Annotated in this window: 14 protein-coding genes; 6 read left to right on the top strand and 8 right to left on the bottom strand. The window is 45.9% G+C overall.

Annotated elements, in window-relative coordinates:
- Positions 1-255 precede the first annotated feature (255 nt).
- Positions 256-1143, top strand: coding sequence for a sugar phosphate isomerase/epimerase (locus C7475_RS17295; RefSeq protein WP_110054668.1), 888 nt, complete (start codon positions 256-258; stop codon positions 1141-1143).
- Between the two features lie 148 nt (positions 1144-1291).
- Positions 1292-2518, top strand: coding sequence for an ATP-binding protein (locus tag C7475_RS17300; protein ID WP_110054669.1), 1227 nt, complete (start codon positions 1292-1294; stop codon positions 2516-2518).
- On the opposite strand, the gene C7475_RS17305 is transcribed toward C7475_RS17300, so the two are convergent.
- From C7475_RS17305 to speD, 7 genes are read right to left on the bottom strand one after another with little or no spacing between them, the layout of a single operon-like run.
- Positions 2515-3588 carry a hypothetical protein gene (locus C7475_RS17305; RefSeq protein ID WP_110054670.1) on the bottom strand — a complete coding sequence of 358 codons (1074 nt, stop codon included), beginning with the start codon at positions 3586-3588 and terminating at the stop codon, positions 2515-2517. The two genes, C7475_RS17300 and C7475_RS17305, sit on opposite strands and share 4 nt — an antisense overlap.
- A complete protein-coding gene (locus tag C7475_RS17310) occupies positions 3585-5195 on the bottom strand; it encodes an FAD-dependent oxidoreductase (RefSeq protein ID WP_110054671.1) in 1611 nt (536 codons plus the stop codon). The genes C7475_RS17305 and C7475_RS17310 overlap by 4 nt, the downstream gene beginning before the upstream one ends.
- A gap of 3 nt (positions 5196-5198) precedes the next feature.
- Complete coding sequence (locus C7475_RS17315; RefSeq protein ID WP_110054672.1) at positions 5199-6725, bottom strand: polyamine aminopropyltransferase; 1527 nt, start codon at positions 6723-6725, stop codon at positions 5199-5201.
- Positions 6726-6738: 13 nt separating this feature from the next.
- Positions 6739-6942, bottom strand: a complete 204-nt coding sequence (locus C7475_RS17320) for a DUF350 domain-containing protein (protein ID WP_110054673.1) — start codon at positions 6940-6942, stop codon at positions 6739-6741.
- A gap of 18 nt (positions 6943-6960) precedes the next feature.
- On the bottom strand, positions 6961-7137 hold the full coding sequence (locus tag C7475_RS33015) for a hypothetical protein (protein ID WP_158286531.1): 177 nt from the start codon (positions 7135-7137) through the stop codon (positions 6961-6963).
- Positions 7130-9037: a DUF4178 domain-containing protein gene (locus C7475_RS17325; RefSeq protein WP_110054674.1), complete on the bottom strand. Its 1908-nt coding sequence runs from the start codon at positions 9035-9037 to the stop codon at positions 7130-7132. The genes C7475_RS33015 and C7475_RS17325 overlap by 8 nt, the downstream gene beginning before the upstream one ends.
- Positions 9038-9040: 3 nt before the next feature.
- On the bottom strand, positions 9041-9394 hold the full coding sequence (gene speD / locus C7475_RS17330; protein ID WP_110054675.1) for an adenosylmethionine decarboxylase: 354 nt from the start codon (positions 9392-9394) through the stop codon (positions 9041-9043).
- Positions 9395-9512: 118 nt separating this feature from the next.
- Between speD and yiaA the strand changes: the two genes are divergently transcribed.
- The gene (gene yiaA, locus C7475_RS17335) at positions 9513-9938 is read left to right on the top strand and encodes an inner membrane protein YiaA (protein WP_110054676.1); all 426 of its coding nucleotides are present in this window, start codon (positions 9513-9515) and stop codon (positions 9936-9938) included.
- An 84-nt stretch (positions 9939-10022) separates the two neighbouring features.
- Positions 10023-10346 carry an import component protein gene (locus C7475_RS17340; RefSeq protein ID WP_110054677.1) on the top strand — a complete coding sequence of 108 codons (324 nt, stop codon included), beginning with the start codon at positions 10023-10025 and terminating at the stop codon, positions 10344-10346.
- A 119-nt stretch (positions 10347-10465) separates the two neighbouring features.
- Here C7475_RS17340 and C7475_RS17345 read toward each other — a convergent pair whose 3' ends face one another.
- Positions 10466-11530: an isoaspartyl peptidase/L-asparaginase family protein gene (locus C7475_RS17345; protein ID WP_110055044.1), complete on the bottom strand. Its 1065-nt coding sequence runs from the start codon at positions 11528-11530 to the stop codon at positions 10466-10468.
- A 144-nt stretch (positions 11531-11674) separates the two neighbouring features.
- Here C7475_RS17345 and C7475_RS17350 point away from each other — a divergent pair, with 144 nt between their 5' ends.
- Entirely contained in the window at positions 11675-13837 is a 2163-nt protein-coding gene (locus tag C7475_RS17350; RefSeq protein ID WP_110054678.1) for a hypothetical protein, read from the top strand.
- Between the two features lie 32 nt (positions 13838-13869).
- Positions 13870-15000 carry a glycoside hydrolase family 88 protein gene (locus tag C7475_RS17355; protein WP_110054679.1) on the top strand — a complete coding sequence of 377 codons (1131 nt, stop codon included), beginning with the start codon at positions 13870-13872 and terminating at the stop codon, positions 14998-15000.
- The last annotated feature ends 153 nt before the right edge of the window (positions 15001-15153 follow it).

The following is a 15153-nucleotide window of genomic DNA, read 5'->3' on the forward strand; positions in this document are numbered from 1 at the left end:
CTACTTGGAAAGTGATCAAGAGCAAATTAAGGACAACGACTATGCCAATAGCTATAGGCCACTGGGCTTACGGTAGCTTATAACACAAATGCCGGTCGATAAATGGTAACAGTCTTCATATAACGGCAAATTTAATCGCTTGTCCCTTTAACGCAGGAAATTATTACATCGGCCTAACACCATATTCCCCTAAACCCTATCTTTATCCTGTGTCAGCTATCGTACAACCCATTTTTAACCAAGAAATAAATTCCAATGACGTCGAGAAGATCATTCCTTAAAGCAACCACGTTGGCTTCGGCCGGTTTACTCATCAGGCCTTCCTCATTATGGATGGCATCAATTACCAATATCGGATTACAATTATACACCGTACGGGATGCCATGCAGAAAGACCCGGTAGCGGCGCTGAAAAAGGTTGCCGGACTGGGATTTAATACCGTGGAAGGCGCGACCTACACCGGTACACAAAAATTCTATGGCATGGATGCTAAAGCATTCGCCATGTTACTGAAACAACAGGGGCTTTCAATGCCTAGCAGCCACTATATGTTGGGAGAGGCAAAAATGAATGGTGCTGACATCAAAGGGACTGTATTACACGAATGGGAAAAAGCTGTGGATGACGCTGCAACAGTAGGTATTAAATATATGGTCTGCGCTTATCTGATGGAAGATGAACGTGGTAGCCTGGACCATTACAAACAACTGGCAGAGCACTTCAACAAGGCTGGCGAGGTTTGTAAAAAAGCAGGTATTCAGTTCTGCTATCATAACCACGATTTTGAATTCCAACAGCAAGATGGACAATTGCCTTATGATATCCTTTTAAAGAATACCGACAAAGACCTGGTAAAAATGGAAATGGATATCTATTGGGTAAAGAAAGCCGGTCTGGACCCTGTTGCCCTGATGAAAGCTAATAAAGGCCGCTTCCCGCTCTGGCATGTAAAGGATATGGATAAAACACCTCAACAGGCATTTACAGAAGTAGGTAACGGCTCAATAGACTTCAAAGAAATATTCAAACATGTTGGTGACTCAGGCATGAAATATTTCTTCGTTGAACAGGATCAATGCCCGGGTGATCCGTTCGACAGCATTACCAAGAGTATTAAATATATCAAAAAGAACCTGGTATAATTTACTAACCTGTTTGCAAAGGAAAACGCTGTCATCCTGCTTAACATGCCCACACATGTAAAGCAGGATGATGTGTTTCAGGCAATTATCACAACAAAAAGTTCCGTATTACTGGAAGAATTAGTAAATAGCAGCCAAAATAGCTAAGATGAAAGAAAAAGTGTCAGTGACGGATACAGGTATCCAGTCTTCCGGACTTCCGAAAGACTACATGGAGGCCGTAGCCGAGTATATCTGGAATGGATTTGACGCAGCCGCCTCTGTGATCGATATTCATTTTGAATCTAATGAGATTGATACGATCTACAGTTTATCTATTACGGATAATGGCACCGGTATTGACTATGACCTGCTGAAGGAAACTTTCGGTCATTTCAATGACTCCATTAAAAAAGCTTCCTTCCAGAAGTTCTCTTCCTTCATAAAAGGAAATAAAGGCCGCGGTCGTTTCTCTTTCTCTGCTTTTAGCGGTAAAGCCATGTGGCATACCGTATACAGAGATAGCCAGACGGGAGATATGATGGAATACGATATCACCATCAGCAGGAACGCAAAAGATTTTTATGATCCTGAAGGCAAAAAGAAGACCGTAAAGAAAACAACCAGCACTACAGTTACTTTCTATGATCTGTTCGAAGTATCCGGTTTTTCTTTCCAGTCAGACGAGTTTAAGAGCTTCCTGGTACGCGAATTCGGCTGGTTCCTGATGTTAAATAGGGAAAAGGATTATCAGATAAGGATCAACGGAGTGCCGATTGAATACAAGCCATCTATTGCAGAAAGCGACACGGGTGTAATATCCCTGAAAGATGCAGAAGGTATTGAATACTATTTTAGGATCACTTTTGTAAGATGGACAGAAAGGATAGGGGATAGGTTCTTCTTCTACTTCCTGAACTCAAAACAGTCCGAAGTCTTCAAAGACCTGACTTCTTTCAACAATAACGCGATCGGATTTTATCACAGCGTATATGTAGAATCCCGCTACTTTGATGCCTTTAACCCAGGCGATAACGAACAAACCCAGAACCTGTTCGAAAGGACCAGACAACACGGCGTTTTCAAAGAGGTAATGGGACATCTGCACGAGTTGGTCAGACTGAGACAGAAGTCCTTTGTGGATGGCGAGGCCGCCGTGAAGCTGATAGACAACTACGAACGTAATGGCATCTTACCTGCCGCCGGAAATAACAAGGAACTGAGACAATTCCTGAAGGGCATTTACTCTACAGAGCCAAGATTGTTTCAGGGGCTGAACAAAGAACAGCAACGCGTCTATCTCGGATTGATCGGCATATTGTTGCAAACAGGCAAAAAAGACGAACTACTGGCATTAGTGAACCAGGGTAGTACAACAGAAGCAACTACTAACTAACGTTCATTGCTCCATTTGAATTCTTCCTTTTTTATCTTCCAGATAAAACCGTCAAGAATATAATGGGTGATCTGTGGCAGGGCCAGCAGCGGGACGATCAGGCTGAGTAATTGATGGCTCAGCTCTAACGACGGTAAATGCGCCGTACCGAATATCGTGGAATGCTCCTGCCACACGGTCATATCCCACAGGCCTTCTTCTATAAAGGCAAACAGGAAGATCAAAAGAAGAAAAACCACAATACCATACCTGCTGAATACAAGTTGCAGGAATGAGTTGCTCTTGCCGGGATCTTTGTACTGTTTCTTTCCATACATCCAGATCAGCGCCATATAAGGTATGCCGTGGCTGATCACATTTAACAGCGTAAAGGCCATGTCACCGTTGAAATAGACGATACCAAAATACCAGGACACAAGCGTACCTGTGATAATGGCTGTTTTAGGGATATTGACACTGCGGGTAATAACGGCCAGATACACTTCCTTGATCATATACGTTGCAATGATCAGGTAGTAAGCGATAGTTAGTATCTTCAGCAATGCCGCTGAAGGAAAGAAGACAAAATCATTTTCAATAAACCAGCTGAAGTTACGCGGACCGCTGAAATGCCAGTATGCCATCGGGTATAATGCAGCTGTATATATGGTGATGGTATCTATTACTTTACTATACCTGTGTGCATTTTCCTGTCTGCTATATACACGCATGAACCCATACTGCTGCCGCACGAAATGAAAAACGGCTACATAAGCAAGTATCCGCCAGAACAACAGACTGCTCATTGTATATACCAGCACACCGGCTACAAAACTCACCAGTGGTATGATCCAAAGGAGGAAACGTTGTTTATTCAATGCGTACGGATCGAAGTAGGTCCGGTATAAGGTGCTGTAGACATGTGCGACGTCTACCAGCAGCACCAGTACAACCCAGCCGGCCACCGGCATTTCCTTGTTATTAAGGAAGAGGGATGGAAATAATATAACTACCAGCAGACTTAGAAAAGGAGGTAACAATATAAAAATACTGTCAGTCCACGGTTTGCCTATCCACGGTTGCTTATTCATATGTTACCTGATAAATGTGTTGTTACTTTTTTTGCTGCTGAAAGCCCCTGATAGAAAGCTTCTTCGAAGATGCTGTTACCTGCCAGGTCTGTGTGGGCGAAATGCAGCTTGTCGTTTACAGATGCGGCAAGCTCCTGGCGGATAGTTCCATGTGCTATACCCGGCAATGGTTTGGCCATCGCATGTCCCCATACCATTACATTCACTTCCTCAATAGCATCTGCAATATTAGGATGTACTTTCTCCAGGTCGTCAACGATCAGTTTTACCCACTCCGCATGTGTCATTTCTATCGCGGTCTTTCTTTCTTCTGCAGGCGTATGCGCCGTTAACGGCAGATAATAAGTGAGGTTCCGCTGTTGGATGCCTTGCCGGATCTCCTGGTGTGTGGCCTCTACATATCCCAGCGACTGACTATTGTATAATACATTATCCCAGCTGAGTGGAGGTCCGTTCCTTTCTTCCAGTTCCTTTGTGCGGATGTTGGCCACCATCCAGGGACTGTATTGTATATGCTGATGCACTTTCTGCATACGTTCCTCATCGTGCATTATCCTCGCTGCTATAAACTGTGGTACCGCAAGAATGCACTGCCGGGCATTGATTCTCTTTAACCGGCTTTCTTTTACATCAAAATAATCTACCGAAAGTATCTCATTGTCCTGGTGGATACGCGCCACTAACGCCTGGTTGTGAAAATAAGGTTGTAGTTCTTTCTTCAGATGTGCTGCCAGCCAACCGTTCCCTTCCGCCCAGGTCAGTACATCATGATGATCAGCGTTACTGCCTTTTCCTTTTCTGCTGGCGAAATACTGGATTCCCACCCAGGCGCTGATCTCGTCATAAGTAGTGCCATAGTCGTCGCGTGTGCAGTAGTTTACATACCATTGCAGGTATTCAGAAGTTAAGCCCTGCTGTTGCAGCCACTGTTTCATGGTAAGGCTGTCAAGCTGTACGAAGGCGGGATCTTTGCTGGAGTTATCCAGCGGAATGGCGAAAGCATCTTTCCCATCCTGACCTTTGGCTATACGAAAAGCCTGCATTTTTTCCAGGAACTGGCGGATCTGTACCTTTTCTCGTTCCGGTACGCCAAATTGCGGTACAAGTCCTTCCTGCCACTGGCCATTGATATATAGTCTTTCCTCCGGGTCAAAACAGAGGTGATATTCATTGTAAGTGGGTAGGAGAGCGGTACTGTCACTTGTGATAACCCCGCATTCGCGCATAAAGTCGGTATATTCCGTCAGGTCATTATTAGGAATAGGAACATAGTGAGCGCCCCAGGGATAACCGGAAATATCATTCTTCCCACAGGCAGCATTGCCACCCATTTCCTTTTCCAGGTCTAGTATAACAATATCTCTAATACCCTGGCGGTGCAGATGACGGGCGGCAGATAATCCGCTGATCCCTCCGCCAACGATCACTACCGCATGTTCTGTCGTACTAACTGGTGCCGCGAATTTCTTATCACGCAGCAGATGGCCGGTATGAGCACTTGTGCCTATTACACTGCCACCGATTACACGCTGTTTGTGGCAGGATGCTATAAAACTACTCACAACCGTGAGCCCTGCGATGGATTGTATAAATGATCTTCTCCGCATATCTTAATGTTCAAGATATTTGCCCCACTCTTCTTCAAAGTATTTTACCAGTGCCTGGTTATTGAGCTTATTAATGTCTAGTAGCTGATGTGCCTTCATATCCTCCGGGAATGTCAGCATCTGTTGCAGTGTAGTTGGGTTCAGGAATTTCAGTGGCGCCGGTATGTGGCTGAACCATTGATGTGGCTCCTCAGGAGTCGCCATGATATATCCCCATTCGCCAAAAGAGGGAACATAATTATGATAGGCGATGGTATGCAATCCTACGGAACGTAAAGTAGTGTCCACACACCAGAAGCTTTTAGGCGCTACATAGGGAGATGTGCTTTGTATGACAGCAATACCATCCGGACGCAACGCGTGTTTCAGCAACTGATAAAATGAGGTGCTGTATAACTTTCCGATAGAAAAATTGGAAGGGTCAGGGAAGTCAACCACGATCGCATCAAACAACGTTTTGTTAGCGCGCAGCCAGGTAAATGCATCTGCATTGTGTACATGCACTTTATTGTTCAGCAGAGATGAATCATTAAGCCTCACAAGTATTTCCTGGCGAGAGAAGAGCTTTGTCATAGCCGGGTCCAGGTCAACAAGGGTGATCTGTTTGACTGACGGATATTTCAATATCTCCCTTACAGCAAGACCATCTCCTCCACCCAGTACCAATACCTGTTCCGGGCTGTTGAGAGAAGAAAATGTTGGATGTATCAACGCCTCATGATAACGGTATTCATCCGCAGAACTGAACTGCAGATTTCCGTTCAGGAACAACCGCAGTTCGTGTTTGTTCTTAGTTAGCACGATACGCTGATACGGCGTGGATGTCGAATAGACCACATTGTCGTCATAGGTCATCGTCTCGCTGTAACTCATGATGTTCTCCGAAAACACAAAGCAGATCAGCTGCGCCAGTAGTAATGTAATTGCCGCTGCCTTTAACAGCGTTACCTGCCTGATCTCATTGGTGAAACGATGCGCAAGGTACCAGCCTACGCCCACGTTAAGGATGCCGAAAAAGAGGGAGGTCCTGATCAGTCCCAGGTGAGGCACCAGCAGCAACGGAAAGATCAGCGAGGCAAGTAAGGCGCCGATATAGTCAAACGTGAATACACGGCTTACCAACTCTTTGAAGGCCACTTTATTCTCCAGTATACGCATGAGCAGCGGGATCTCCAATCCGACAAGTATCCCGGTGATCAGTACAATAGCATACAGGATAATACGGAAGGAGGCCGCCAGCGGGAATACAATAAAAAGTAAGGCGGAACTGAATCCTCCTACAAGCCCTACCAATAACTCTATCCTGATGAACCAGGACAACAGGTTACTGTTGAAATATTTGGACAGGAAAGAGCCTATTCCCATCGAAAACAGGTACACGCCAATAATAGTACTGAACTGTGTAATGCTGTCCCCCAGCAGATAAGAAGCCAGGGTGCCCGCTACCAGTTCATAGATCAATCCACAGGTGGCAATAACAAATACTGCCGTCAATAACAGCCACTGTGCGCCGTTTTCTTTTTTAAACATTGGTTCGCGTTACTTAGTGAATAGCAGATGCAATGATGATGGCAATAGCCAGCATTAGAAATCCTGCAAATACAGCTACTGCCATATTCTGCTTTTCCATGATCTCCTTACGCAGGTTATGCCTGGGTGTTAATATCTCAAGCAGCGCGAACACGATGGCCAGGATAGCAATACCTATAAAGGAATAGAGAACAGAGTTGATAAGTGCGTTAGACATATTAGGTTGTTTGATAAGTTATTTATGATATCCGCGTGGGCCGGAAGCGCTCCATTGCTGCTGACCGCCAGAAAATAGCCGCCATCCGTTAGTGTCCGAATAGAACAACAATCCGCCAATGAGGGCCGTAATTACAATAAACCACCGGAAAGAAAACAATGACGATTCCGGTTGGAATGGGTTGAATTTATTCATCTCCTGCAGTTATAAATGCTGAATAAGGACTGTTTGACCAGCGTTGCCGCTCGCTGAAATAAGTTGAAAAATATTTGAAGATGGGCCATATAAGTAATAACCCCAGACAAATAAACAAGTTCCTGGTATTGGCCACATCGTAATAAGCGGCGATCGTATATAGCTTCACAGGAAAGAAACCCTGCTCACGTATAGCGTCCAGTTTCAACGTATAATCGCCGGCCGGAACTTCATTGATATAAAAGGTGCCCTGCGGATCTCCTTCCGACCAACGTTCGCCATCTTCTACACCACTGTAAAACTCAACTCCTTTACTTGAACTGTACTCCGTACCTGTTTTTGTATTTACCAGTGTCGCCTCTACTTCAACCCAGGTATTTTCCACCGGAGCATAGAGCTTGAACATGACGTTACTCTTGCGTTTCTCCAGGTGAATATTATTGATCACCGCAGTTTGTGTATGAGCCGTATCTGGAAATGAAAATTGCTGTTCAAACAGTTGGCGCTCACTGTTCAAGGAAGTGGCCGCCAGATGCAGCAGTATTAAGATACCCGCTGCTATCAGTGTGTTCCTCAGCATTTTTGTCAGATTAACATACCCATTCGGCTGTACTACTCCCACACCAGATTGGGTGGGCCGGATAATAGCATCACCAAAAGCTTTTTTAAGATCGCCTGCATCTACATGCCATCCTTTAAACCAGACAATACCTTCGCCCGGACTTTGCTCCCTGGCCCATAAAGTGGGAGGAGAGATGAATTCTGAACATTTTACATTTCCATCATTGAATGTGTTACCAGGAAATTCCCCTCTGGCTGTAACAATACCATAGGTATACGAGTTGAACAGATCAAAACTGTCTCCATCATAATTAAATCCACGTATGCCAAGATCATCGGGAGCTGGTGTTTTACCTTGTTCCCGCAGGTATATCCAGTGACCATCATACTCACTTAGAAAGGCAAAACCCTCGCGTTCATTGAATAAGGTATATTCTCTCCATTGTGAACTATATGCATTGTATTCCTCTTTTACAATGAAACCGATCACTTTATATGATATGCCCTTTATGATGCCGGTTGCGCCGAGTGTAATAGCAGGTTTAATATCCTGTTTGTTCTTTTTCGTATGTCTGTTAAACTGAAGATTATTCTCATAGACATACCAGTCGCCACATTTAGGGCATACACAGCTTTGTGCAAAAGGGAAGGTTTCGACATGTACTTCATCGCCACACCGGCAGGTAAATTTCAAGCCTGGATTTTCATACGGGCGTGTCTCCTCAAGGGCAAGCGTTGTAATATCTGTATTGTGTACAATATAGGTAGGCAGTACCTTTGCCCAGTATTCAATGACATGTAATAACTTGCCACTGGGACTGGTAAAATCATACGTACTGAAGGTAGTGTTACATTCAGGGATATGTAGTTCACCTTCTACGTCCCATTTCTTACAACGGTCCTTACGTAGTAAGGTATATCTTACATTATTCAGCTGTTTATTTGCGCCTGGCTTCATTTGGCCGATTGCATCACCGCTCAGTTCCGGCGGTGTTGACGTTGGCAGAAGAATGGCATACATGCCATATCCCTCCATCAGGTACGCAACAGTTTCATCCTGAAATATAATTGTCCAGTAATTGAATACAGTTTCAGATGTCCAGGTCCTGAAACGGCCGGTCACTCTGAACGTCTTACCGTCCCATTTGCCGGTAGTACCTGGAGCTATAACAGCTGCTTTATCGGAAATGGTATGGAAAGGTCTTGACAGCACAGTGCCGTCAGGCATTCTGTTCAACACTGTACCGCATGCACATACCTTTACGGTAGTATGTTTGGATGTAAATGTGACTACGTTGCTACAGGAAGGGCATGGATAAGTGATAGGGATCTCCGTCATTGTCTAGCGTTTGAGGAATTGTTCTTGTTCAACAGTCGCATTAAAATGACCTTTGATCGCGCTGTATATTTTATCTACCGTGCCGTCATTATTACGCAGGTAGTTGCTGAGATAAATATCAATATTGATCTTTCCGTGTTCCGGCCAGGTATGTATGGATAGATGACTTTCACTCAGACATACCACTCCCGTATAACCGGAAGGGGAGAAGTTATGATATACTTCGCCCAGTTTTTGTAACTGGCAGGTAAGAATAAGTTCGTCGGTCAACGTTCTGAATGCCTCGAATGTATTAAGTGATTGGTTGTCAGTTGTATGCAATGTCGCAATCAAATGGGTCCCCTTATTATATTGCATAAGTATCCTGGATATTGAGGACCAAAATAATGAATCCTGTCGAATTATACCTGAAAACCGCTATTCCCTGCCCCTGTAATTTGATCTACTTTTACATCGTAATTATCACACAACATACATGAAGCAAAAACCATCACTTGCCTTTATTGCTACCTCCTGGCTTGCATTATTTATAGGAGTGTTAGGTTACATCATTGGACTGTGGAACGCTGAAATGCAGCTCAATGAGAAAGGCTATTATTTCACCATACTGATGTATGGCCTGTTTGCCGGCGTATCTGTGCAGAAATGCGTAAGAGACCGTCTGGAAGGAATACCGGTAACCGATATCTACTATGGTATCAGCTGGGTATCCACTATTTTATGTATCGTATTGCTGACAGTAGGCTTGTGGAATGCGACACTGTTGCCAAGTGAGAAAGGTTTCTATGCCTTCGCCTTCCTGCTGAGCATTTTCGGCGCTATCAGCGTACAAAAGAACACTCGTGATACACAGGCTGCAAAAGCCGGTATCGTAACCGCAGACACGACAACTGAAAGGTAACCCACCCAAATAATTGATGGCAAAGGATAATGGCAGCGGTAGTAATACTGTAACCTTATCCGGAAAAATTAAACCATATCTTTTATGAAAAACCAAACGTTGGCTATTATTGCCTACATCACATTGATTGGATGGATATATAGCTATGTCCACTATAAAAATAGCCCGGATAAAAGCTGTTTGGTACGGTATCACCTCAACCAGGCACTGGGCATTTTTATCTTTACTGTGATCCTTTGGACTGCCATTAAGATCATCTCAGTAATTGTTCCATCAATAGGCTCAATATTAGCGGTTGCCGGCCTTCTTCCATTGGTCTTAATGACCTTTGGCGCTGCTGCAGCGTCCAAAGACATTCTAAGCCCTGTCCCCGGAGTTGGAAAATTGTTTGAGAACAGCTTTGTTTAATAAAACGAACTGTTGCGGTTTCGCACGACCGCTAAAAAAATAACTATATCCTAATACCCTATACTGACATGAAAATGTTAACCGGGAAACTCCGTCCTGGAGTTTCCCGGAACTATCCATCATTTGTAGATCTCAATCGTTATTTTTCCATCAGCAGTCACCATGCCCCTATACATACCCTCGGTATTAAAGGGAAGTGCAGCGTGGCCATTTTTGTCCAAAGCTATCAGTCCACCATTGCCACCGAGCGTACCTACTTTTTCAATCACAGCCTTGCCGGCTTCCTGCACCGTTAGTCCTTTGTAGTCCATAAGCGCCGAAAGGTCATATGCCACAACACTACGGATAAAAAACTCTCCCCAACCGGTGCAGGAAACCGCTACTGTTTTATTATTAGCATAAGTGCCCGCACCAATAATAGGAGCATCTCCGATACGTCCATATTTTTTGTTGGTCATACCTCCGGTAGATGTTCCAGCTGCAAGATTACCCGCTTTATCAAGCGCCACAGCTCCGACAGTACCGAACTTGTTGTCGATATTTTCAATGCCCAGTTTTCCCGCTGGCCGGTAACTATGGTCCAGCTTACTCTTGATAGAATCTTCTCTTAACGCTTTCTGCAGTCCATCCCAACGTTCCTGTGTACGGAAATAGGAAGGATCTACAATTTCAAGACCCGCTTCCTTCGCAAACTGTTCTGCCCCACGTCCCGCCATCATCACATGTTCCGACTTTTCCATTACCGCTCTCGCCGCAGAGATCGGATTCCGGATCGTAGACACGCCTGCCACAGACCCCGCTTCCAGCGTTTTGCCATTCATGATCGCCGCATCCATTTCATTACGTCCGTCATGTGTGAATACAGCGCCTTTGCCGGCATTAAACAGCGGATTATCTTCCAGTACCCTGATGGTAGCTTCCACGGCATCCAGGCTGCTTTTGCCTGCCTGGATAGCTTTATAACCGGTCTTCAGCGCTTCTTCCAGCCCGGCTTTGTAAGCGGCCTCTTTCTGCGCGGTCATATTCTTTTTCAGTATAGTGCCCGCACCGCCATGTATAACAAGTACATATTTTTCCTGCCGGGTACTATCGTCGGCAGATTGACCGGTGTTGGCGCGCACCTGCATACTGCCGCAAAGGATCAGCAGCCAGGTGGCGGATCGGAGAAGGGAAAATGTTTTCATACAGACTAAATTATAAAATCTGTCCCACTTGTTATCAGGATTGATAGGACACCATAGGACACTTTCCTGAAGGAGATATTGCAAATTAATAATCCGTTTTTGCGCAAACGTTTCCATACATTTATTGAAATGTGTTCCACCATCATGAATAAAAGGATACAAACCCGGTTATACGCGCTATTATTTTGTACGGCACTGCTGCTCGTCAGCTCCGCTTCCCGGAGCCAGGAGCTCATTAACCGTATGGCATTGGTACAACGGCATAACGTTGTTAATAATAAACCAGATTCGCTTGCATCTCTCACACTCGGCAACGGTGGTTTCGCCTTTACCGTAGACGTCACCGGACTGCAATCATTTCCCGACGCTTATAGCCAGGGCGTGCCACTAGGTACGCAATCCGAATGGGGATGGCACAGCTTTACCGATACTGCCGGTTACCGCTTTGAAGAAAGTCTTAAAACATATCATCTGCATAACAGGGACATCACCTACGCAGTACAATGGAATACGCCGGAACGTAACAAGCTGGCGTCAGACTGGTTCCGTCAGAACATGCACCGTTTGCAGTTAGGCAATATCGGACTACAGATCCTGCTGAAGAATGGCGCCGCCTGCCGCCTGTCCGACATTAAACAGATCAACCAGGAACTGGACCTCTGGAATGGTGTGATCCATAGCAGCTTCACAGTAGAAGGCATCCCTGTAGAAGTGCAGACCACAGTGCATCCTGAGACTGACCTCGTCGCAGTCAGACTAGAATCTGCTTTGCTCAGGGAAGGTCGCATTAAACTCCAGATACGCTTCCCTTATCCCACGGGTACTTTTTCCGACGCAGGGGTGAACCGTCAGTATCCTGAAAAACACATTTCCCGTGTTGTAGAAGTTGGGCAGCGTTCCTTCACGCTGGAACACAGACTTGACAAAACACAATATTTCTTACAGGTGACTGGTTCCGACGCTATGACCATGGCGCAGCAACAGCGGCATGATCACATCATTACCCCTTCTGCTGATGTGGCCCGTTTTGATTGTGATTTCCGCTTTAGTGAAGAGCGTCCTTCTACTACCCGTTCCCTTCCGCCTTTTGAAACAGTGCGTGTGCTCAGCGAAGAACACTGGCATAAGTTCTGGCAATTGGGCGCAGCCGTTGATTTCCTCGGCAGCACAGATCCGCGTGCCTTTGAGCTCGAACGTCGTATCATCCTTTCGCAATACCTGATGGCGGTTCAATGTGCAGGTAACATGCCGCCACAGGAAACCGGCTTGACCTATAATAGCTGGTTCGGCAAACCTCACCTCGAAATGCACTGGTGGCATGCCGTTCATTTTGCGTTATGGAATCGTCCGGATATGCTTGAGAAGAGCCTTCAATGGTATGCCACCGTTGCAGGGAAAGCAAAGGCTATTGCCGAACGACAGGGTTACGAAGGCATCCGCTGGCAGAAGATGACCGACCCGCAAGGCAATGAAAGCCCTTCTTCTATAGGCGCCTTCCTGTTATGGCAGCAGCCTCACTTTATTTATATGACGGAACTGCTATACCGGCACTACCACGACAAGGGAACACTGAACAAGTATAAAGATCTCGTTTTCGCTACCGCGGATTTCATGGCATCGTACGCCTCGTACGACAGCACCACACGTCGCTATATACTGGGCAAAGGCATGATCCCGGCCCAGGAACGTTTTAAGCCGGAAAGCACCTTTAACGCCACATTCGAGCTGGCCTACTGGCGCTGGGGCCTTACTACCGCACAGCAGTGGCGTACCCGCCTCGGAATGCCCCGTAATACCCGTTGGGACAACATCCTGGACAGTCTCTCAGTCCTCCCTCAGAAAGATGGGCTATATCTCGCAGCGGAAAGCGCACCCGATTCATACACGAATCCACCATACATGACTGATCATCCGGCTGTACTGGGTGCTTTGGGTATGTTACCAGCAGGCTCCCATGTTGATTCCGCAGTTATGCGTCGCACCTTCAACAAAATATGGACCTCCTGGAACTGGCAGGAAACCTGGGGCTGGGATTTCCCTTTAACAGCGATGACTGCCACCCGTCTCGGCATGCCTGATAAAGCCATCGACGCCTTATTCATGCCTGTAAAAACGAACACCTGGTTACCTAACGGCCACAACTACCAGGACGAACGTTTGCGTCTATATCTGCCCGGCAACGGAGGCCTGCTTACCGCTGTCGCCATGATGTGCGCCGGATACGACGGCTGCCTTGATCCATTGCCAGGCATCCCCGGCAATGGCAAATGGCATGTGATGTGGGAAGGACTTCAGCCAATGCCCTGATACACGTTCAATCCACGTAAAAACTATATATAATGAAGATGCAACTTTTAGCCGCCACTATCTTACTAAGCTGTAGCAGTTATTTGCCTGTAAAGGCTCAATCACTGCCGCCGAAAAAAGAAGTGCTGAAAACCCTGACCCTCGTTAACCGTTATTTCATGGACAAATGGCCGGATGCCGGTAAAGAGATCGTACTGCATAAGACATGGCCTTCCAACATCTGGACGCGCGCCGTCTACTACGAAGGCCTGATGGCATTATACAAGATCGATCCGCAGAAAAGCTACTATGACTACGCCGTACAATGGGGCGACAAGCATCACTGGGGCTTACGCGGAGGTATCATTACCCGCAATGCAGATAACCAGGCTTGTGGTCAGACTTACATTGACCTCTACCAGATAGATAAACAACCCAATCGTATACACGATATCAAGGCCTCGATCGACAGTATGCTGGCGACCGATGTCATTGACGATTGGGACTGGATTGACGCCATTCAGATGGCGATGCCGGTAATGACGCGCCTTGGCAAGTTATACAACGACACTACTTATTTCCACCGTATGTACGAGATGTATGCCTTTACAAAATTCAAACATGGCGGCAATGGTTTATACAATCAGCAGGAGCACCTGTGGTGGCGCGACAAGGATTTCGTACCTCCTTATAAAGAACCTAATGGCGGTAACTGTTACTGGAGCCGTGGTAATGGCTGGGTATTAGCATCGCTTGTACGTACCATGGAAGACTTGCCGAAGAGTTCTCCTTACTACAAAATATATCTTCAGGACTTCAAAGATATGTCTGCCGCTGTCCTCAAGCTGCAACGTACTGACGGCTTCTGGAATGCCAGCTTGCACGATCCTACTAACTTTGGCGGCAAGGAACTGACTGGAACTTCGCTATTTGTTTACAGCATGGCGTGGGGTGTTCGTAATGGTTATCTTGACAAGAAGACTTATCAGCCGGCGGTGTTAAAAGCATGGAATGCGCTTGTGAAGGATTGTGTTCATGACAACGGCATGCTGGGTTATGTTCAAAGCACCGGCAAACAACCGTCAGACGGGCAGCCTGTAACTTTCAACAAGATTCCTGATTTTGAGGATTACGGTCTTGGATGTTTCCTGTTAGCAGGTTCAGAGATCTACAAGAGTAAATAGTGTGCTATTATGCATGCGATATAGGATGCTGTGACTCTGGTGTTGACCTTGTAGCTCACGGTTGAACGTAGGATTACTGTAATTCATTGTCGCACTATTTGCATGGGAAGTGACTATGGGCTGACAGTGATTCTAGCGTTGACCTTCTAGCTC

The sequence above is a fragment of the Chitinophaga sp. S165 genome, from assembly GCF_003182155.1.
Taxonomy (GTDB): domain Bacteria; phylum Bacteroidota; class Bacteroidia; order Chitinophagales; family Chitinophagaceae; genus Chitinophaga.

Excerpts from the sequence above, each read along its gene's own strand:
- C7475_RS17295 (WP_110054668.1), top strand. The coding sequence starts at position 256 with ATGACGTCGAGAAGATCATTCCTTAAAGCAACCACGTTGGCTTCGGCC.
- C7475_RS17300 (WP_110054669.1), top strand. The coding sequence starts at position 1,292 with ATGAAAGAAAAAGTGTCAGTGACGGATACAGGTATCCAGTCTTCCGGA.
- C7475_RS17305 (WP_110054670.1), bottom strand. The coding sequence starts at position 3,588 with ATGAATAAGCAACCGTGGATAGGCAAACCGTGGACTGACAGTATTTTT.
- C7475_RS17310 (WP_110054671.1), bottom strand. The coding sequence starts at position 5,195 with ATGCGGAGAAGATCATTTATACAATCCATCGCAGGGCTCACGGTTGTG.
- C7475_RS17315 (WP_110054672.1), bottom strand. The coding sequence starts at position 6,725 with ATGTTTAAAAAAGAAAACGGCGCACAGTGGCTGTTATTGACGGCAGTA.
- C7475_RS17320 (WP_110054673.1), bottom strand. The coding sequence starts at position 6,942 with ATGTCTAACGCACTTATCAACTCTGTTCTCTATTCCTTTATAGGTATT.
- C7475_RS33015 (WP_158286531.1), bottom strand. The coding sequence starts at position 7,137 with ATGAATAAATTCAACCCATTCCAACCGGAATCGTCATTGTTTTCTTTC.
- C7475_RS17325 (WP_110054674.1), bottom strand. The coding sequence starts at position 9,037 with ATGACGGAGATCCCTATCACTTATCCATGCCCTTCCTGTAGCAACGTA.
- speD (WP_110054675.1), bottom strand. The coding sequence starts at position 9,394 with ATGCAATATAATAAGGGGACCCATTTGATTGCGACATTGCATACAACT.
- yiaA (WP_110054676.1), top strand. The coding sequence starts at position 9,513 with ATGAAGCAAAAACCATCACTTGCCTTTATTGCTACCTCCTGGCTTGCA.
- C7475_RS17340 (WP_110054677.1), top strand. The coding sequence starts at position 10,023 with ATGAAAAACCAAACGTTGGCTATTATTGCCTACATCACATTGATTGGA.
- C7475_RS17345 (WP_110055044.1), bottom strand. The coding sequence starts at position 11,530 with ATGAAAACATTTTCCCTTCTCCGATCCGCCACCTGGCTGCTGATCCTT.
- C7475_RS17350 (WP_110054678.1), top strand. The coding sequence starts at position 11,675 with ATGAATAAAAGGATACAAACCCGGTTATACGCGCTATTATTTTGTACG.
- C7475_RS17355 (WP_110054679.1), top strand. The coding sequence starts at position 13,870 with ATGAAGATGCAACTTTTAGCCGCCACTATCTTACTAAGCTGTAGCAGT.